Source organism: Candidatus Vondammii sp. HM_W22 (assembly GCF_022530855.2).
Classification (GTDB): Bacteria; Pseudomonadota; Gammaproteobacteria; order Chromatiales; family Chromatiaceae; genus Vondammii.
The window spans coordinates 1,243,408-1,262,071 of the sequence record NZ_CP099567.1 but is presented as its reverse complement, the minus strand read 5'-3'; the positions used below and the strand labels follow the sequence as shown (position 1 = coordinate 1,262,071).

17 protein-coding genes and 8 pseudogenes are annotated in these 18,664 nt (G+C 46.4%); 19 read left to right on the top strand and 6 right to left on the bottom strand.

Translation table 11 applies throughout. The annotated features are described in order from the left end of the window. Window position 1: 1 nt before the first annotated feature. A pseudogene (locus MN084_RS07135) lies at window positions 2-214 on the top strand (IS4 family transposase); the annotation flags it as partial. Window positions 215-328: 114 nt separating this feature from the next. On the opposite strand, the gene MN084_RS07130 reads toward MN084_RS07135, so the two are convergent. Continuing rightward, complete coding sequence (locus MN084_RS07130; RefSeq protein WP_330178443.1) at window positions 329-1,555, bottom strand: IS256 family transposase; 1,227 nt, start codon at window positions 1,553-1,555, stop codon at window positions 329-331. A 71-nt stretch (window positions 1,556-1,626) separates the two neighbouring features. On the opposite strand from MN084_RS07130, the gene MN084_RS07125 reads away from it, so the two are divergent. Beyond that, window positions 1,627-3,009, top strand: a complete 1,383-nt coding sequence (locus tag MN084_RS07125) for an IS4 family transposase (RefSeq protein ID WP_330178442.1) — start codon at window positions 1,627-1,629, stop codon at window positions 3,007-3,009. A 145-nt stretch (window positions 3,010-3,154) separates the two neighbouring features. Here the strand turns inward: MN084_RS07125 and MN084_RS07120 are convergent, their stop codons facing one another. Further along, window positions 3,155-3,301, bottom strand: coding sequence for a hypothetical protein (locus MN084_RS07120; protein WP_241086655.1), 147 nt, complete (start codon window positions 3,299-3,301; stop codon window positions 3,155-3,157). A gap of 19 nt (window positions 3,302-3,320) precedes the next feature. After that, window positions 3,321-3,533, bottom strand: a complete 213-nt coding sequence (locus MN084_RS07115; protein WP_241086656.1) for a hypothetical protein — start codon at window positions 3,531-3,533, stop codon at window positions 3,321-3,323. 255 nt (window positions 3,534-3,788) lie between these two features. On the opposite strand from MN084_RS07115, the gene MN084_RS07110 reads away from it, so the two are divergent. Next, window positions 3,789-4,085 (top strand): TlpA disulfide reductase family protein, encoded by a 297-nt coding sequence (locus MN084_RS07110; protein WP_241086657.1) that lies wholly within the window; start codon window positions 3,789-3,791, stop codon window positions 4,083-4,085. A gap of 132 nt (window positions 4,086-4,217) precedes the next feature. On the opposite strand, the pseudogene MN084_RS07105 reads toward MN084_RS07110, so the two are convergent. Further along, window positions 4,218-5,495: pseudogene (locus MN084_RS07105) on the bottom strand (phosphoethanolamine transferase). A 1,082-nt stretch (window positions 5,496-6,577) separates the two neighbouring features. On the opposite strand from MN084_RS07105, the gene MN084_RS07100 reads away from it, so the two are divergent. Next, entirely contained in the window at window positions 6,578-6,775 is a 198-nt protein-coding gene (locus tag MN084_RS07100; protein ID WP_241086658.1) for a transposase, read from the top strand. 82 nt (window positions 6,776-6,857) lie between these two features. Here MN084_RS07100 and MN084_RS07095 read toward each other — a convergent pair. After that, window positions 6,858-7,148, bottom strand: a pseudogene (locus MN084_RS07095) (IS30 family transposase); the annotation flags it as partial. 108 nt (window positions 7,149-7,256) lie between these two features. On the opposite strand from MN084_RS07095, the pseudogene MN084_RS07090 reads away from it, so the two are divergent. Further along, window positions 7,257-8,462, top strand: a pseudogene (locus MN084_RS07090) (IS256 family transposase). A 41-nt stretch (window positions 8,463-8,503) separates the two neighbouring features. Here MN084_RS07090 and MN084_RS19450 read toward each other — a convergent pair. Beyond that, window positions 8,504-8,662 (bottom strand): annotated as a pseudogene (locus MN084_RS19450) (IS30 family transposase); the annotation flags it as partial. A 119-nt stretch (window positions 8,663-8,781) separates the two neighbouring features. Between MN084_RS19450 and MN084_RS19445 the strand changes: the two are divergent. The 14 genes and pseudogenes from MN084_RS19445 to MN084_RS07030 all read left to right on the top strand — a co-directional run. Further along, entirely contained in the window at window positions 8,782-9,195 is a 414-nt protein-coding gene (locus MN084_RS19445) for an IS3 family transposase (protein ID WP_445083909.1), read from the top strand. After that, window positions 9,164-9,523 (top strand): annotated as a pseudogene (locus MN084_RS19440) (IS3 family transposase); the annotation flags it as partial. The gene MN084_RS19445 and the pseudogene MN084_RS19440, both read left to right, overlap by 32 nt. Window positions 9,524-9,646: 123 nt before the next feature. Beyond that, entirely contained in the window at window positions 9,647-10,054 is a 408-nt protein-coding gene (gene speD, locus MN084_RS07085) for an adenosylmethionine decarboxylase (RefSeq protein WP_241086659.1), read from the top strand. A 334-nt stretch (window positions 10,055-10,388) separates the two neighbouring features. Further along, window positions 10,389-11,084 carry a hypothetical protein gene (locus MN084_RS07080; protein ID WP_330178441.1) on the top strand — a complete coding sequence of 232 codons (696 nt, stop codon included), beginning with the start codon at window positions 10,389-10,391 and terminating at the stop codon, window positions 11,082-11,084. Window positions 11,085-11,103: 19 nt separating this feature from the next. After that, window positions 11,104-11,991, top strand: a complete 888-nt coding sequence (locus MN084_RS07075) for a DUF350 domain-containing protein (RefSeq protein WP_241086661.1) — start codon at window positions 11,104-11,106, stop codon at window positions 11,989-11,991. Window positions 11,992-11,996: 5 nt separating this feature from the next. After that, window positions 11,997-13,709: a polyamine aminopropyltransferase gene (locus MN084_RS07070; RefSeq protein WP_241086662.1), complete on the top strand. Its 1,713-nt coding sequence runs from the start codon at window positions 11,997-11,999 to the stop codon at window positions 13,707-13,709. Window positions 13,710-13,808: 99 nt separating this feature from the next. Continuing rightward, window positions 13,809-14,246, top strand: coding sequence for a DUF2170 family protein (locus MN084_RS07065; RefSeq protein WP_241086663.1), 438 nt, complete (start codon window positions 13,809-13,811; stop codon window positions 14,244-14,246). A gap of 13 nt (window positions 14,247-14,259) precedes the next feature. Continuing rightward, window positions 14,260-14,958, top strand: a complete 699-nt coding sequence (locus MN084_RS07060) for a PspA/IM30 family protein (RefSeq protein ID WP_241086664.1) — start codon at window positions 14,260-14,262, stop codon at window positions 14,956-14,958. A gap of 45 nt (window positions 14,959-15,003) precedes the next feature. Continuing rightward, a complete protein-coding gene (locus tag MN084_RS07055; RefSeq protein WP_241086665.1) occupies window positions 15,004-15,624 on the top strand; it encodes a hypothetical protein in 621 nt (206 codons plus the stop codon). After that, entirely contained in the window at window positions 15,617-15,931 is a 315-nt protein-coding gene (locus MN084_RS07050; RefSeq protein ID WP_241086666.1) for a hypothetical protein, read from the top strand. Before MN084_RS07055 ends, MN084_RS07050 begins: the two co-directional genes overlap by 8 nt. Continuing rightward, window positions 15,925-17,028, top strand: coding sequence for an ion channel (locus MN084_RS07045; protein ID WP_330178440.1), 1,104 nt, complete (start codon window positions 15,925-15,927; stop codon window positions 17,026-17,028). The genes MN084_RS07050 and MN084_RS07045 overlap by 7 nt, the downstream gene beginning before the upstream one ends. Then, window positions 17,013-17,576: a rhomboid family intramembrane serine protease gene (locus MN084_RS07040; RefSeq protein ID WP_241086668.1), complete on the top strand. Its 564-nt coding sequence runs from the start codon at window positions 17,013-17,015 to the stop codon at window positions 17,574-17,576. Before MN084_RS07045 ends, MN084_RS07040 begins: the two co-directional genes overlap by 16 nt. Before the next feature lie 298 nt (window positions 17,577-17,874). Next, a pseudogene (locus MN084_RS07035) lies at window positions 17,875-18,405 on the top strand (transposase); the annotation flags it as partial. A 68-nt stretch (window positions 18,406-18,473) separates the two neighbouring features. Next, window positions 18,474-18,650 (top strand): annotated as a pseudogene (locus MN084_RS07030) (transposase); the annotation flags it as partial. Between the last annotated feature and the right edge of the window lie 14 nt (window positions 18,651-18,664).

Here is an 18,664-nt window from a genome sequence, read left to right as displayed (position 1 = left end):
TAAGAATACAGTAATGACGCAGATCTGGATTGCATTGTGTGTATATCTGCTTTTGGCATTTATTAAGTTCCAGTCAAAGCTGAAGAAAAGCATGCAGCAAATACTACGTTTATTGCAGCTCAATCTCTTCGAGAAACGGAACCTGATTGCCTTGCTACGAGGTGATCCTCTCCGCGCCAATCAACATTTCATCAATCAGATCGCTTTGATATGAAAGTTAACGGGACAACAGTGATTTTGGATATATAAGCCCAGTGGAATACGAGGCGAGGTATACCTTTTATTAAAACTGTCAGAGCCTCTAAAGTTTTCTGTGTAACTGCCTGGATTAAATATATTTCGCTAAGCGTTTTTCGAACTCAATCATAAATCTATTCAGTGCTGGTTTCCAATTGCGAATCGGCATGGTCCATTTTTTTGATGCTTGCTGCACCGTCAGGTACACCACTTTCATTGCCGAGTCGTCGGTCGGAAATAGCTTCCGTTTTTTAATTGCCTTACGAACCACGCTGTTCATTGACTCGATGGCATTGGTTGTATAGATTGCCCTGCGGATGTCCTCAGGGTAGCCAAACAGGGCATTAAGATTGTGCCAGTGGCTACGCCACGAACGGCTGAGCTGGGGATATTTGTCGTCCCATCGGTTAGAGAAATTATCAAGTTCCAGTAGCGCTTCATCTTCGGTGACAGGCTTATATATTTTCTTCAGGTCTGCCGTCACTGCCTTGTAGTCTTTCCAGGGCACGTACTTCATCGAGTTGCGCACCATGTGAACAATACAGAGCTGGATCTGAGTCTCTGGAAACGCTATATTGATTGCGTCTGGAAAGCCCTTCAGGCCATCAACACAGGCTATCAGTATATCCTTCACGCCGCGATTCTGGAGCTCTGTGAGTACATTGAGCCAGAACTTGGCACCCTCATTCTCTGACAGCCAGAGCCCCAACAATTCCTTGTGGCCCTCCATGTTCACGCCCAGTGCCAGAGAAATTGCCTTATTGATCACTTTCTTGTCTTGCCGGATTTTTACGACAATACAATCCAGGTAAATAATGGGATAGACCGCATCCAGTGGCCTAGATGGCCTAGATGGCCTAGATGGCCATTCAATCACTTGTTCAATAACAGCGTCAGTCACTTTGGAAATCAAGGTGGCGGAGACATCAGCACCGTACATTTCTTTAACGGTCGTGACGATTTCTCGTGTTGTCATGCCCTGGGCATACAAGAAAATAATCTTGTCGTCCATGGAAGTAAATCGACGCTGGTATTTTTTAACGAGCTTGGGTTCGAAACTCCCAGCTCTGTCGCGTGGTGTATCGAGCTCGAACTGGCCGGCTTCCGTTCGGTTCGTCTTACTGGCATAGCCCTTGCGGTTATTGTCAGCTTCGGACTGCTCGTGCCTTTCAAAGCCAAGATGATCATCTAACTCAGCGTTCAGTGCCGCTTCGACCGTAATCTTGGTTAGCATCTGATGGAAGTCTTTGAGGTCGTCTTCCGTCTTGATATTTTTAGCGGCCGCATGAGCGATCGCCTGTAGTTCTTTCTTGTTCATAGCGCCTATCCTCAACCACGCTTGGGTTTAATGATAGACAGTTACACAGAATTCAGGACACCCTCGCCTTAATGCATCCTAATCAACGCACCTGCATACATCAACAAAAAGGTCTCACAACCTACGCTACAGCCAGTGATTCCTATGCTTTCTTTAATCTGCTAACCGGCCCAGAGTTTTTCAATCAAATCGAATCATTGCTACCGGAACATCGGGAAAGGCTGTTTCCGCCAACAGAGACGTTATCGATGTTTCTGGCTCAAGCAATGAGTGCTGATCGTTCTTGCCAGAACATAGTTGATGCTGCTGCAGTCAAGCGATTGATGGGTGAGCTGCCAATCTGTAGTACGCATACGGGAGCATACTGTCGCGCACGGAAACGGCTGCCATTGGACATGGTCTCTACGCTAGCCCGTTACACGGGGCGTATGATGACTGAGCACACCCCGGATTCCTGGCACTGGCGGGGGCGACCGGTCAGACTGGTGGATGGCGCTACCGTTACGTTGCCCGATACAGAAGAGAACCAGGCTGTCTATCCTCAACCCCGTAGCCAGCAACCCGGATTGGGTTTCCCTCTTTGCCGGGTGGTTGGTATCGTCTGCCTCGCCAGCGGTGCTGTACTTGATGCAGCATTGGGACCTTGTCGCGGAAAAGGAAGCGATGAGCAGTCATTGCTTAGAACCATACTTGGTACCTTGGACGCTGGTGATCTCCTTCTGGGGGATGCTTTTTATGCCACCTATTTTCTATTGTGTGCTCTTCAGGCCAAAGGAGTGGATGGCGTTTTCGAGCAATATGGTTCACGGCGGCGCAACACGGATTTTCGCCAAGGAGAGCGTCTGGGCCCGCGAGATCATCTTATCGAAATAGACAAGCCAAAAGTCAAACCCGCCTGGATGAGTCAGGCAGAGTATGATCAAACCCCCGATAGATTGAAAGTGCGGGAGTTGCGTGCTGGCGGTAAGATCCTGGTGACAACACTACTTTGCTCAAAAAGTACGAGCAAAGCCGCCCTGAAGGCACTCTATCGGAACCGTTGGCAGGTAGAGTTAGATATACGCAACATCAAGACCACTCTGGGAATGGAAACATTAAGTTGTCGCACACCGGAAATGGCGGAAAAAGAGCTGTGGGTCTATCTTTTGGCTTACAACTTGATCCGTTTACTGATGGCTCAGGCGGCATTACTGGCTGACATCATTCCTCGACAACTTAGCTTCAAGCATACTTTGCAGCTATGGATTGTGTGGCAAAAAATCGGTCGTTACGACATCGATAAAATTGAGGGCCTTTTTATCCTCATTGCACCGCAGCAGGTTGGAAAACAACCGGGACGTATGGAGCCGCGAGCTATAAAACGAAGACCCAGACAATTCCCGCTACTTACCAAACCAAGGGCTATTACGCGAGAGAATATTCGGAAAAATGGCCAACCCAAAAAACTTAAGTAAGTAGCATTCCAACCTGACCCCATTTTTTCAAAACGGGAATCTCTCAGGAGTTTAGCTCGAAGGTAAGTGGTATCGGTAACACCCTGTCTCTCAAATGTGGGGTAGATACTTACCCGGTCTTTGTCTGCAAGTATGCAGAAGAATTTCATCGATCACTGGTAACCAGGATCAGGACAATCTCGGTATGTGGCACGCCCATGGATTCGATGCAGTCTTTGATGGATGCCTTGCGTCGATCGCTGGGTAGAAAGTGGTTCAGTTCTTCGTAGAAACGAAATATGGCAATCAACATGATTCGTCAGCCAAGTATACTATTCACTCAGTCTGTCGATGGTTCTTTGCCGTTGTTCGGCGGCCTCCAGAACTTTTTTTTCAACCTCTCTGGCTTTTTCCAGCATTTTCATCTGCTCTTTCCAGACATGATTCGTATTTGTCGATGTTAAACCTGTCTCATCTCCACCGGAATTGCAGGCGGTTAATAGAGTGGTAAGTAGTGCGGCTGTTAGCGTTGGTGTTCTGGACATGATGTTCACCGGTTATATTAATCGATTAATTACTGACTATACTACTATGTAGCCGGCTGGCGCGCACCATCTCAAGGATAAATGAATAACGTATGGTTCAATTACAATAATTGTAATGTTTTCTCTCCTCTGGAGAGTCAACCCAGTCATGGCAGGCGGTGTGATTAAACTTTATCAGGATGAAAGAAAAGAGTTCTCTTTTGAGTTGAAAGACCTCGATAATCGCCTGCCACCCCGGAGGAATACCGGAGAAAAGTGGTACTTATAAACTTCTGGGCCAGTTGGTGTACACCCTGCATCAAAGAGATGCCGGCGATGCAGCGTTTATCAGACATCATGGATGGGCGTCCGCTGGAGATCGCTACGATTGGTGTTTCCGAGCGCAGAAATCCGGTTCAGCGAATATTGCAGCGCCTGGATGTGGATTTTACGATTTTGCTGGATCAGGATGGACAGACATTCAATCGCTGGCAGGCTCGTGTATTACCCACAAGCTACCTCATCGATGCTGCTGGGTTGATTCGTTACAAGGCACTGGATCCGATGGAGTAGGATGGGTTGAGGTCATTCAAATTATCAAAGAATTGATGGAAGAGCAACCATAAAAAATGATGACAGTTACTCTTGCCATCCTGGAAAGCGAGTTCCTTCCCGCGTCGTTCAGAGAAGGAATGCAGGTGACAATCAGTTTTTTAAAATATCCATTTCACTATCATAGACGTTGGTTTCGATCTCCAGTAGAGCCAAGATGGTGTGAAACAAATTGTCATGCGAGTAGCGTTTTCCGATTTTTTGTTGTAAAGCGGTAATATCCATATCGTCGAAACTTTCTCCAAACCACATAATCGCAGGGACGTGCCGCTGCTCCTCTGGAGAAAAGAGATAGGGCAGGCCGTGCAAGAACAACCTGTTTTCTCCAAGCGATTCGCCATGATCACTCACATACATCATTCCAGTCTCGAAATTTGCAGAATTTTCTTTCAGAAATGCAATAACTTTCGATAAAAAATAATCGGTATAAAGGATAATGTTATCGTATGTGTTGTTGACCTCCTCTTTGCTGCACTCTTCAAGTTGATTGGTCTTGCAGACCGGAGTGAAACGCTCGAAGGATTCTGGATAACGTTTATAATAGGCCGGTTCATGGTTGCCAAGTTGGTGCAGTACAATAAAAATATCACCGGATTTATGGTTGTTGATGTATCTCTGTAGTCCATTCAACATGCCTTCATCACGACACTCACCATCACATAGCGGATTGGTATCTGCTGTTCTAAAACTTTCATAAGGCACTCTCAGTGCAACACCTTTGGATGATGAGTTATTATCTCTCCATAAGACGTTGACACCGGAACGCTGCAGAATATCGAGTACATTCTCTGTTGATTGTACTTTCGAACTATCATATTCTGATCGGCTATAGATGGAGAACATGCAGGGTACTGAAACTGCTGTTGAGGTACCGCATGACCAGAAGTTGTTATAGCTGATAACGTCTTCCTGTTTCAATAGGGGATTAGTTTCCTTTTGATATCCGTTCAGGGAAAAACGGTCATATCTGGCAGACTCACCTACAACAAAAATAATCAATTCCCTGTGTTCGTCGTCCGCTGGAATTATTGCGTCCTGACCTATAGGTTGCAGTACATCTATTTTATTTTTTGTAAATCCTTTTGCATATTTTATTGTTGAATAGATAAAGGTGGCCGGATTGGTGTAATAGCGCAGTGGTTTGTGCTCACGGATAAACGATGCATAATGACTGCTGAACATAAATACTACAGCGACTGCCAGAGATAAAACGGTAACTGACAGGATGATTCTTGACGTGACCGCCTGTCTGATCTGGCGCTTATCTATGGCTGCACGGTAAACAAATATTGATGGCGCGATTCCCAGTAAAAGAAGATACATAGCCAGCTTCAGACTAACTAGGTCAATCGCCTAGCTGGTGTCGGTCATGACCATATTCCGGATCATCTGATCATCAATGACTACGTTATAACTATCCATAAAGTAGGCAGATTAAGCTGAAACTATCAAGAGAGTTATGATTATCGGTTTAATGGTCTTTCGATAGCAGGTAAATGATAGAAGTAAAATAAAAGCACAGACGAGAACAAGTGCGATGGATACAATAAACCCTAAGTTATTCAAATTGATTGGGTATACTCTGACAAGGTTGGTGAAGAAGGTAATGTTGTAAAATAGGGTTAAAAAAATGGCAATCAGAATGATGAGCTTATTGCTGGAAATGTATTTACTACCGGTTATCAAAGGGTGATCCTCTTATATTGTTTGAGTATTAAATAAAGATAAATAACATGGCTCATTCCCGCGTTCTGTATGGAAGCCTGGGCCTTGAGTATGTACAGAGAAATATCTGTGTTTTCAGTTTGGAATAGAACGGGGAGACTATTGGATAAGGCTCGTAATTCTATAACCAGAATCACTGCTATCCTGTTAACGGGTGATTAAGGAGGCCTTATTCATCCGTAATTGATACAATGAATTTATCTATAAACTTGTTGAATAAAAATAGAGAATCATGCCATGGATCATTGTAATACAATCTTCTTTCAAATACTATAATTTGTGCCGAGACATGAATTCTGGACACTGAAAAAACAGCATCATATGGGTCGTTCCTTTCGGACTGCTTCTCGCTGATCACAGTTCGTGACTCTCATGATGGCACAGCTGTCAGGCTGAAATAGTCTACGTGATATTGTCAAGAATATCTCGGCACAAGCGCATCGGCTCTATCATCTTGACAGTGTAAAACTTTCCCGCTTAAATCTTTCTCGCATCAACGAAGATAAACCCTACGCGCTGTACGAAGCTCTGTTTGAAAAACGGCTGAGCCGCTGCCATGGAATGACTCCTGGTCATATTTTTCGTTTCAATAACCTGCTTTATTCGTCGTTTCCATGGGCTGATTTACGTTCAACAAAAGGAATAAAGAGGAGTAGGGGTCAGGGTGAACCTCCCCCAGTTTAACGGACACTTTTAATCCGCGACAATGTCGCTTAAGGAGTGTTCAAATGACTAGAAAGCGCAAGCCATATAAAACCTATACAGGAGAGTTCAAGCAGGAGGCTATCAGACTGATGGATGAGTCTGACAAGCCTGCCTCAGAGATAGCCCTGGAGCTTGGGATCCGAAGAAACCAACTTTACAAATGGAAGGAGCGGTTGGATAGCAAGGGTGAACAGGCATTTACCGGTAATCTGGGTAGGTAAAAAAAGAGAGATTACCACGCTACAGCGGGAAAACGAGCGGTTAAAAGATAAGCTTTAAATACTAAAAAAAGCCGCTGTAGATTCAAGTGGTCGATGCAACACCGTCATTTAGTTTATCTGCAGAAGTGGCGAAGTCCAATGTTTTTCTCGGTCGTTAATTGAGTTTTTTCGCCACGCGATCTAATTGTGCCTGAGAGTAAATCGATAAGTCTGTTTTCTTCTGAAAGTACTGCCTCAATAGCCGATTTGTATTTTCATTGGTCCCTCTTTTCCATGTATTTTATGGGTCACAAAAGTAGACTTTTGCATCTGTCGCCATAGTAAATTTCTTGTGACCGGAAAGCTCCATCCCCCTATCCCAAGTTAATGACTGTACCGAGTTACAACTGAAAGTGTTGTTTGAAAGGAATTGAAAAAAAGCGGGGTATCTGGTTGATTTGTTGTTGCGAGACATCAAAACAACCATTGGAGATACGCCACCATGAGTAAGAATAACGTTGTTAAGCTGGCAGGTCGAGATACGATTATCGATCCGCTGACAGAGTTGCCGAGAAGCGGTGCAGAGCAGTTGATCTACCAGGTGGTGGAGGCCGAGCTGCTGGAGCTGTTGGCGGAGCACGTCGAGCGACGGACAGAGGATGGCAAGACGGGTGTGGTGCGTAATGGTCACCTGCCAGCTCGTAAACTGCAGACAGGATTGGGGCCGGTCACGGTCAAGATCCCCAAAGTTCGTGCGAAGAACGGCGAGCTGGTGCCGCCGTATGCACGCAAGACGAAGTCACTGGAAGCGGCGCTGGCGTGGCTCTACCTGAAGGGGATTTCCAGTGGAGAGATGGGTGAAGCCCTGAAAGTACTGGTGGGTCCGGATGCAACAGGCTTGTCGGCCGGCACGGTGTCGCGTCTGAAGCAGGTCTGGGCAGAAGAATATCGGAGCTGGTACGAGGAGCGCCTGGATAAGGGCCATTGGGTGTAGTGTGGGCAGAGAGCAGAGCAGACGAAGCTGTGTGCCCTGGTGGTGATCGGCGTGAATGAGCGTGGTGAGAAGTATTTTCTGGCAATTGAGGATGGTGTACGGGAGTCCGCACAGAGCTGGTGGTAGGTACTGTTGAAACTGAAGTCACGCGGACTGACCCCGCCCAAATTGGCGATCGGTGACGGTGCCATGGGATTCCGGGCTGTGCTGGAGGAAGTGTATCCGGAGACGCGCCAGCAGCGCTGCTGGATGCACAAGACCATGAACGTGCTGAACTGCCTGCCAAGGTCAGCTCAGCCGAAAGCGAAGCAGGCACTGCATAACATCTGGCAGTCGGAGACCCAGGCCGATGCGGAAAAGGCCTTTGATCTGTTTATCAAAACGTATGAGCCAAAGTATCCGAAGGCTACCATCTGTCTGCACAAAGACCGAGAGGAACTGATGGCTTTCTATCAATTTCCTGCGCAGCACTGGCAGAGCATTCGGACCAGCAATCCGATTGAATCCACCTTCGGGATAATCCGCCATCGAACCAAGCGTTCCAAGGGCTGCCTATCGCGTGACGGCATGCTACACATGATGTTCAAACTCGGCCTGTGTGCCGAGAAGAAGTGGAGACGATTACGGGGTTTCGATTACCTGGCGAAGGTGATAACCGGAATCAAATTTAAAGAGGGTGTTGAGGTAGCAGGAATCGATCAGGTTGCCGCTTGATTCAACTAGCTAAACACCAGATTTGACTATAACTCAACTGAAGGGCAATACCCTCCAAATAATCTTAGCACACCAAAAATTGATGCAGGCTGTTTTTCGAGGGCACGGCCTATATCACTAAGTGATTCTCCCTTCCGCCAACGTGACCATAGTTCTTGTTTTTGATTATCTGTGAGTCCAGGTCTGCCAAGTCTTGCCATCACATAATCCCCATAAATTGATCATTGAGTATAATGTGTTGCATCAACCCATTGAATCTACAGCGGTGTACTTTGCAAAGGAGCTGAAGTGAAGTACACCTTATATCCAAGCTAACAGTATGGAGTATAACGTTACCCGACTCTGCCAGACACTGGAGGTATCACCCAGCGGGTACTACGCATGGCGAGACAGACCGGAAAACACCCGAGCTAAGTGCAATCGTCAACTCGTGAGAAAAATCAGCCTGTTTCATAAAGCCAGTCGTAAGATCTACGGCTCACCTAGGATACATCAGGATCTGGTCGATACCGGTGAGCAGATCGGTGTTAATCGTGTTGCTAGGCTGATGATGAAGCACGGTATTCAGTCAAAGATGGCCAAAAGTTTATCATTACAACCGACTCGAAGAATACTCTGCAACCAGCGACAGACAGGCTTAAACGTCACTTTGATGTCGAAATGCCGGATAAGGCATGGGTATCGGATACTACTTTTATCCCAACGCGTTAGGGATGGCTGTTTGGCGACGTAAGCCTGTCGAATAGGTGCTCATTCATTCTGATCAGGGTTCACAGTTCACTGGCAACGAATAGTTGTCTTTTTTAAAAGACAAGAATCTTAAACCGAGCATGAGGCGACGAGGTAATTGCCATGATAATGCGGTAGCTGAGAGTTTCTTCCAGCTACTTAAACGAGAGCGCATACACCGTAAAATTTACAAAACCAGAGGGGAAGCCAGAGAAAATATGTTTAATTACATTGAATTATTTTACAACTCGACACGCAGACATGGTACAAATGGTTTGCTGTCACCCCAGCAGTACGAAGACCGTTTCAAAATGAATAGCGGAGTGGTCTAAAGTCATGAGGGCTATTCAGAGGAGCAAGCTAGAACCTGAGATCCACAATCAATTGCGGATCTTGAGCAGAATCTTTAGGTTTGACAAATTCTTGTTATAATGCAGGTGAAATCGAGGTAACGGTTGAATATTGGTCGCCATCTAATTATCGAATGTCAGGGACAGCATGCCCATCTCAGTGAAAAAGAGCTGGAGAGACTGCTTGTGTCAGCGGCCAAAGCGGGTAGTGCCTCTGTATTGCAGGCTTATTTTCATCCGTTTGGCACAGGCAAAGGCATAACGGGGGTGGTGCTGTTGGCTGAATCACACATGACGGTGCATACTTGGCCTGAGCATAATTATGCGGCCTTTGATGTATTTATGTGTGGTGATTGCAGGCCACTACGAGCTGCTGATGTGATCACCTCGGCCTGTGCTGGTGCCGTAACCTCTGTGCAAGCTATTGATCGTGGTCTGCCATTTAATGCAATGACTCTCTCTGCAGACTTCCCAACTTATCATACTCAATTTGATCCTTTATATGTTGGGTGAGGCATATGGTACAAAATTCATGATGATCTACGGGAGTGCTATGAGAATTATCCCGATACTTTGCATCCTCTTGCTTGTCCTGTTTGGGCTAAGTGGATGCACTTCGAATGAGGAATTGTGGCAAAAGTCGCTACAGTCATCCTCGTCTGAAACAGACGCTGAATTAAAACAGCTCGTTGTTAAAATCAACCGGCAATCTATTCGAAATGTTAGGTTGTTGAAATCTTATGCGGATGTTGTAAAGAAACAGTCTCCTGACTTAAAAGGGATTGTTGAAATATTAGCGACGGATGCTACAGCAAATGGCCCTATTTTGGGTGGATTAAAAGGGCGGTTGGATAACGCAAATAAAGCAGTTCCCCAAGCGGTTAAGGGGGGTGAGCAGGCAGTGATCCAGCTACAGCAGGAGTTTAACGCTATTCAGGTAGCGGCTGATCCTGCGCTATTTGGCATGATGCTGACAGATCCCATCAATGTGCTGGCGGACATGTCCAATGGCAAACTGGCTCGTGTAGAGGCGATGAGCAAAGAGGCTACGCAACAGGCCAATCAGAGCGGCGATTATGGGGCGGGTAGCCAGCTGGTGGGCAATCCCAATTATGGTCACTGGCGAGAGAATAGCAGTGGGCGCTCCTTATGGGAGTGGTATGGCATGTATTCGCTATTCAGTCATGTGCTTAGCCCCCCGATTTACTATGGCGGCTGGGCAGGTAATCGTGGTTACAGCTACTACAGTGATTATGGGCGTAACTACTACACCTCACCATCACAGCGTAAAGGGCAGCAGACCCAGGCAGCAAAAACAAAGCTCAAATTTCAAAAAAGTGGCCAGTCATTCAAGAGTCCATATGCCAAAACCAAGGCAGGGGCATCAGCTGCAGCCAAGCGAAATTCTGTTAAATCTGCCAATAAATTTTCGGGTAAAAGCAAACGCAGCAGCTTTAGAGCACCGAGTAAGTTTGCTGGAGGCGGTTCTTCTGCTCGTAATTCATACTCACGCACCAGCCGCAGCTTTAGTGGCGGAAAATAAGTAGTACCGGAGAAGCAAAATGAATAATGGTTTTTCACTATGGGCGATCAGTATTGTCTTTGTAGACCTGCTTATCGCTGTAGGTGCTATCTGTGCGTTGCGTTATCTTCAAGGCCTGTTGGCAGGGGTGGATACAACGACTGAGCTGGCAACACGGGATAACTATGCCTTTGGCATTTCAGTGGCGGGTGGGACACTGGCTCTGGCGCTGGTTTTGGCAGGTGCGGTCAGTGGGGAGGCATCTGAAGGAATTCTCAATGAGGCCTGGAATGTAATTATTTATGCGATTATTGGTATCGTGCTATTGAAGGTAGGGACGATTATTAATGATCAGGTGATCTTCCACCATTTTTCACTTAAACAGCAGGTGCATGAAAAGAACATTGCCGCCGGTATTGTGCAAGCAGCTAATCTAATTGCATTGGGACTGATCATTAATACAGCGGCTCATTGGGTGGAGTCTGACTCATGGCCAAGCATACTTTCTGTGATTATGGTCTTCTTTGTGGCGCAGGTTGTCTTATTGGCCGTTACTCGACTGCGCGGTCGAATCTATGAAAAGCGACATAATGGTAAAGTCCTGCAACAGGCACTGGAGAATGGCAACAGTGCTCTGGCTATTCGTTATTTTGGACATCTCATGAGCGCTGCATTTGGTGTTAAGGCTGCCTCTGGCCTCGTTGCATACCACTCCCTTTCTTTTGTCGGATTAATATTCAACTGGCTGTTTGTGGCACTGGCCATTACAGCCGTTATCAGTGGGCTCGCAGTGCTAGCGCGCCATGCGGTATTGCACAATATTGATGTGGTCCAAGAGGTAGATGAGCAGCAGAATATTGGTGTGGCCTCTATTGAAGCTACGCTCTTTATTGCAGTCGGGTTGATTGTGAGTTCACTGCTTGGGTAGCTAAAATGGAAACCACAGCTCCGTCATCCAGGCAGTTATTGGGTCACGATGCACTGCTAATTGTCAGCATGTTGATTTTGGCTGGATGCGGGCTGATCTATGAGTATCTACTGGCGCACTATGCAGGGCGCATCGTTGGCGCAGTAGAAAGTACCATCTATGCCATGATTGGCATAATGATCGTAGCGATGGGCGTCGGCGCCTTTCTAGCCCGCTGGGTCAAGTGCCCATTTACTGGCTTTGCTTGGCTTGAGGTCGGGATCGGCCTGCTGGGCGGCTGTTCAATTCTGGTGATGGCAGGGATGCTCGCCCTTACTTACACCCTGCCTGTGTGGCTACAGCAGATCTACGGGCTACACCCTTCAATCACCACAGATGGCGGCTTTATTGCTGCGCTGCAGACCCTCGCTTTTTACACCCCTTTTGTTGCAGGATTTATTTTAGGAGCAATGATTGGGATGGAGATTCCACTCATCGCACGGGTGCGTGAGCAGGTTCACGGAAAACATCTGGCTCACAATACCGGCACGATTTATGGTGCAGATTATATTGGCGCGGGGATTGGGGCGGCAATCTGGGTTGGAATCTGTCTCAACATCCCGATTATCACCGCTGCGGTGGGGACTGCTGCGGTCAATCTGCTGATTGGACTTATCTTTCTCTGGCGTTATCAATCAAGAATTATCCAGCCAGTCAGGTTGTGGATTGTGCATGCCGGGTTGGCTATTGTTCTCATCGTGCTGGCCATTAATGGTAGCGGTTGGGTTCTACAGATGAACTACACCCTGTTTAAAGACACCCCCATCTACAGCAAGGTAACGCCTTATCAACACCTCACGCTGACCCGCCGTCATGTAGGACAGGGGCTACCGAGCCTGCTGAGTCTCTATATCAATGGGCGGCTACAGTTCTCCAGCAGTGATGAAAATATCTACCACAGCTATTTGACCTATCCGGCGCTGCTATCCTCTGCCCGACGCGGCAGTGTACTGGTGATTGGCGGTGGTGATGGCATGGCCGTGCGGGATATTCTGCGATGGAACCCCAGGCAGGTAACACTGATTGACCTTGATGAGGCAATGATCGCCCTCTTCAAAGGAGAAGATCCGGATGCCCCGGCTGATGTCGAGCAGATGCTGCTGAGCCTTAATCAGGATGCCTTTAATGACCCAAGGGTCTCCATCATTATTGGAGATGCCTTTATTGAAGTGGAACGATTGGTCACAGGGAAGCGTCATTTCGATACCATCATTGTTGATCTCACTGATCCCAGTCATCCTGATCTGAATAAGCTCTATTCCGACTTCTTTTATGCACGACTGAAGGAGCTGCTCTCAGGTGACGGAGCCATTGCCGTGCAGTCGACATCACCCTATCATGCAAAGAAAGCCTTTATTTCTATTGGAAAAACCATGCAGGCGGCGGGCTATAAAATCGAGCAGTATCATACCAATGTGCCCACCTTTGGTGAGTGGGGTTGGACCATTGGTACAATTCGAGGATTAACCGCATCACAGCGGATTGCCCAGATAAGTGAGCTGCCAGTAACTGACCCCTGGCTCTCAAAAGCCGCATTAGAAGCCGCTTTTATTTTTGCGCCATCATTCTTTGAAGAGACTGATTCAATTGAGATAAACTACTTGGGAAGCCATCAAGTATATCAGTATCACTACGAGGCTTGGTCAAAACAGAATGGTGTTTTTTTTGCAAAAGAGTAAAACCTAAATCCTACACACACGATCGCTTGCACGATCCAGGTGAAATTAAGTTTGACCTACGTCATAATATGACATATATTTTAAGGCAGTTGACATAATATGGCAGCCGATACCAAACAGGAGCATTGTATGACCATCACGCTTGAAGAGCTGGCGTTTCGACTAAACGATCATGTAACGGACGAAGGCACATCCTTTGATGCCTTGCTGCTGGACAATGGAGTCCTAGAGGTTGTCTGTTCGAATAATGATGAGTTTCCTATCCATTTAGCATTGACTGATACGCAACTGCTTGCCGTAACCCCATTGTTTAGCGTGGCAGAAGTAGCAGAAAATGAAGTTGATAATCTCAATAAGATGCTATTGCAACTTGCTCCAGCTGTACCGCTGAGCGCCTTTGGCTTGCAGGATGAAACCTACATCCTGTTTGGCGCGATAGCCCTGGGTACAAATTTTGAAATTATTGTTCATGAATTGGAAGTTCAGGCAGAAAATACCATTGATGTTTTAGAAGCCATCCAATCATTACTCGCATAACCAGAGGTTTTTTATGAGTATTTTAAAAGATATTTTTACCGCCATACGTGGTGGTGCCAATGAAGCTGGTGAAGCAATTATCGATGCCAACGCGATACGTATTTTAGAGCAGGAGATTCGTGATGCCGAGAGTGCTATCGCCAAAGCCAAGCAGAGTCTGACCCGTCTGAAGGGCTCTGAAATTAAATTAAAACGCGAAATCAATAGTCTGAATACAGACTATGATGACTACGAAGCCAAGGCCATTGAGGCGCTGAATGCCGGTCAAGAGTCATTGGCTGAAAAGGTTGCTGAACGTCTGGAAGAGATCGCCAGCGAGCGTGATGATAAAACAGCTGAACACAATGCACTTTCAAGTGAAGTGAATGCTATCAATAAGCTGGTTCGTTCGCGTGAAAAGATCATCCAAAAAAACAGGCGTGACCTGGAAAAGGTAAAGACCATAAAAGAAGTTCAAAAGGCAACAACAAGTATCTCTGATAATGTTGCTGCCACCAGCTCCAGTCAACACCGTGTTGCGAAGGCATTGGAACGCGTCAAAACTAAACAGCAGAATTGGCGTGATAACATGGAAGCAGGTGAATGGATGGAGACGCAAGAGCAGGGCGATGACCTTGATGCACGATTGAAGCAGAGTGGTATTGGTGGCTCTACGGGGTCTAATAAACACTCAATTCTTGAAAAGATTAGAGCAAAACAAAAAGCTGGTTAATTGATAAGGCACCGCAAGGTGCCTTTGACATTTTAGGTACGTTAAATGTTTAAAACATTCTTTGGTAGTAACAAGCCTCGCACATTAACTGATCCAGGTCAGTTGCAAATAGGTGACATCGTTGCTTTAAAACAGCGCCGTTCATTGCCGGATGAACTGCAAGGCCAGCAGTTGGAAGTTACTAAAGTAGGCGGCTATCAATACTCTGAAACAGAGATCACAAAAGAGCTAACCTTGCGCAGTGAAGATAACAAAACATACTATCTTTCAGTCGATGATAATGATGGTGACCCGCAGCTCTGTTTCTCTATCAAACTGCCAGAGTCAATGCTGTTTACCCTGTTTGATGAAGATGAATTTTCAGGGCTTTGGGGCGAAGAGTTTGTTACATTAACAGTGAAAGAGAAGCTAGCAGAGCTGACAAGCTGGCTTGCCGACAGTTATATACAACGTATAAAAGAGGGCGAAGCCTACTACTACAATCGTGATTGTGGAGGCGTGGTGCCGAAAGATAATGAGAGTGAAGAGCTACGCTATCACGAATGTGTTGGCAATGTAGATACGCGCTGCCTCTCTGTTGAAATATGGGGTGATGGTGATACTGATGTCTCGCTGGCTGCGCTCTGTCCCTTCGATGTCATTGAGGAGATGTGGCCCAGTGAGTAATAAATGGTCAAAGGAGAGGAGCGTCCTTAAAAAGTTGCAGATGCACTTCACTTTTCAACAGGACATTCTACGAAAGATTCGTCATGATGCAGCCAATGCCTCTATTGTCCCTAGTGATGTTGTACGAAAAATCATCGGGTTAACCTATGTAAAAGTACAGCGCCCGCGTGTTGGTCTCTCCTTTAATAAAGATGAGCTGGCTCAGCTGGCACAACACTACAAACTGGATGCATCAGATGAAGCCGAGATAAAACGTCATGTTATAGAAGAGGTCAATCTTTTCTACGAAAAGGGTAGCTCTTGTTGATTCTCATTCGCCTGCTAATTAGACGATCGAAGCCGCATCGTTACAGTAAATATGCACATCATTACACGCCTGACTTTTCAGTCAGGCTTATAAAACTGCTTGCCCTCTTGTTAACGCTGGTTTTTGTTAGCGCAGTAGGCATGATGTTTTTTGAGGGGCTCTCATTTGGTGATGCGCTGTGGATGGGACTGACTACGGTTACCACCGTTGGTTATGGCGATATAAGCCCAAGCACAGCGGGCGGTCGCATTATTACCATTATCTGCCTCTATGCCTTCGGGATCTCAATTTTAGCCCATATTGTCACAGAGTTTATTGAGCATAGATTGTGGGTTAGTGCAGAAAAGAAATACGGTAGATGGAGATGGAATATGCAAGATCATATCCTGATAATAAATACCCCGAATATTGATTCAGATAGTTATCTGCATAAATTAGTGCAGCAAATTAGAGCAACCCCGGAACTGTCTGAATATCCAGTGCAAATATTGACAAACAAGTTTACCGGGGCACTGCCAAAAAATATTGCTGATCTTGGAGTGGTGCATTTCACTGGTCATGCGGAGAATTCAGATAACCTGCGCGCGGTCAATGTATCGGATGCAAGCTACATTATTGTTATTGCCAGTGATTATGCTGACCCGCAGTCTGATAGTCTCACCTTTGATGTGCTAGATCGTATTCAAGAGATCGGCTCCAATGCCATGATTTTGGCAGAAGCCATCAATGACGAAAATAGAAAACGACTGCAAAGAGCCGGGGCAAATGCTGTGGTGCGTCCTATCCGTGCCTATCCAGGTTTTCTGGTGCGCTCCCTCGTTGCGCCGGGAACTGAGGAGGTTCTGGAAGACTTTTTTACCCATGATAATGCGCACATGCAACGTTTTGATATCGGCTTTCAGAACCAATTCTGGCAAGATCTGATCTGCCGGTTTGTAATATCGGGTGCGGGTATACCCATGGCCTATGTAGTCGATGGTGAGGTGCGGTGCAATCCAGACCCCACTCGGATTTGCAGTGGTGATGCCATCATCAGCCTGCTCAATGATGGTCAAAAAGTAACAGAACAGCAGGTTAGGACGTGTCTATATCAGTAACTATATTGCGCATTCCTGATGCACTCTATCTGCTTATATTGATGTGGGTGATTCAGGGCACCCAAACACTCCTCGGTTTTGAGTTTGGGTCTTATGGGATTATGCCGCGTACCCTGGATGGGCTGTGGCATATACTTCTGGCTCCTTTTATACACCATGGTATTTGGCATCTGCTGGGTAATTCAATACCGTTTCTGCTGCTTGGCTGGCTAATCCAAAGCAAAGAGCGCGTGCTATTTTGGGAAGTTACGCTGCTATTAACAATCGTGGGCGGCCTGGGAACCTGGGGGTTTGGCTCAAGTGGCTATCATGCGGGTGCCAGTGGTGTGGTGTTCGGATATTGGGCCTATCTGCTGGCCGATGCCTACTACTCTCGTTCAGCAAAAAATATCTTATTGGCAACGGTGACCGCCTGTTTGTATGGTGGCCTGATTATAAGTCTGTTGGATTTCAGACCACATATCTCATGGGTAGGGCATGCCTCTGGCATGGTGGCAGGCATACTGGTTGCAAAGCTGGCTAATGGTGTGAAGGCGAAGTCGGTCTAACTATTGAATCCCGTGTGACCATGTTCCCGCAAAGAGCTATGCTTGATTTTCTTTTGCAGATATTTCCAAGAGGGTATGGCCTTATTAAGAACTTACAAAGAGATGTAGAAAGCACGAATAATCCAGACTTAGTGCCATTCGTCTCCGACCCCGATTAATTCGCTTATAAGACTGCGTTATGACTTGTTTATTATAGCTCATACTGAGCTGTGTTTGGATTAATGTAATCCTCCCTGATAATAGGCCCATCACAAATTAGAGTTCTCCGGTTAAACTAACCACAGACAGGAGAACGAAGATGAAGAAGAGCAGACATACCGAAAGCCAGATTATCCGTATTTTGAAGGAAGTAGAGAGCGGTAGGAAGGTGAAGGAGGTATGGTATATCCGATGCCACCTACTACAACTGGAAGAGCAAATATGGTGGTATGCAGGCATCAGATATCAAGCGTCTAAAAGAGCTTGAAAATGAGAACAGGCGTCTCAAGCAGATGTTCGCCAATTTAAGCCTGGAACATGCCGCACTTAAGGATGTCATTGAAAAAAAGCTCTAAAGCCAGCTGAGAAGCGCGAACTGGTTGATTATCTGCAAGACGAGCATGTTCTGACTCGACGTGCAGCCTGCAGGGTGATCAATATTAGTCGAAGCAGTTATAACTATGAACCTGATACAGAACGAGACCGGCCCGTTATAGATGCACTGCAACAGCTGGCGACGAAATAACCAACGTATGGATTTGGTTTGATGTTCGACATGCTCCGGCGTGAAGGAAAGCCCTGGAACCATAAGCGGGTATACCGCATATACAAGCTACTGAAGCTTAATTTCGGAGACTATCCTGAATTCTGTGTAATTGCCTATCATTAAACCCAAACAAGGGTGAGGACAGGCAGATGATCGACAAGAAAGAACTACAGGCGACCGCTAAAAATATCAAGACGGAAGACCACCTCAAAGACTTCCATCAGATGCTAACTAAAATTACGGTCGAAGCAGCACTGAACGCTGAGTTAGATGATCATCTTGGCTTTGAAAGGCACGAGCAGTCCGAAGCTGACAATAACCGTAACGGCTGACCTTTCCCCCA

Excerpts from the sequence above, each read along its gene's own strand:
- MN084_RS07070 (WP_241086662.1), top strand. The coding sequence starts at position 11,997 with ATGGAAACCACAGCTCCGTCATCCAGGCAGTTATTGGGTCACGATGCA.
- MN084_RS07115 (WP_241086656.1), bottom strand. The coding sequence starts at position 3,533 with ATGTCCAGAACACCAACGCTAACAGCCGCACTACTTACCACTCTATTA.
- MN084_RS07100 (WP_241086658.1), top strand. The coding sequence starts at position 6,578 with ATGACTAGAAAGCGCAAGCCATATAAAACCTATACAGGAGAGTTCAAG.
- MN084_RS07075 (WP_241086661.1), top strand. The coding sequence starts at position 11,104 with ATGAATAATGGTTTTTCACTATGGGCGATCAGTATTGTCTTTGTAGAC.
- MN084_RS19445 (WP_445083909.1), top strand. The coding sequence starts at position 8,782 with ATGGAGTATAACGTTACCCGACTCTGCCAGACACTGGAGGTATCACCC.
- MN084_RS07055 (WP_241086665.1), top strand. The coding sequence starts at position 15,004 with ATGTTTAAAACATTCTTTGGTAGTAACAAGCCTCGCACATTAACTGAT.
- MN084_RS07120 (WP_241086655.1), bottom strand. The coding sequence starts at position 3,301 with ATGTTGATTGCCATATTTCGTTTCTACGAAGAACTGAACCACTTTCTA.
- MN084_RS07130 (WP_330178443.1), bottom strand. The coding sequence starts at position 1,555 with ATGAACAAGAAAGAACTACAGGCGATCGCTCATGCGGCCGCTAAAAAT.
- MN084_RS07065 (WP_241086663.1), top strand. The coding sequence starts at position 13,809 with ATGGCAGCCGATACCAAACAGGAGCATTGTATGACCATCACGCTTGAA.
- MN084_RS07060 (WP_241086664.1), top strand. The coding sequence starts at position 14,260 with ATGAGTATTTTAAAAGATATTTTTACCGCCATACGTGGTGGTGCCAAT.
- MN084_RS07125 (WP_330178442.1), top strand. The coding sequence starts at position 1,627 with ATGCATCCTAATCAACGCACCTGCATACATCAACAAAAAGGTCTCACA.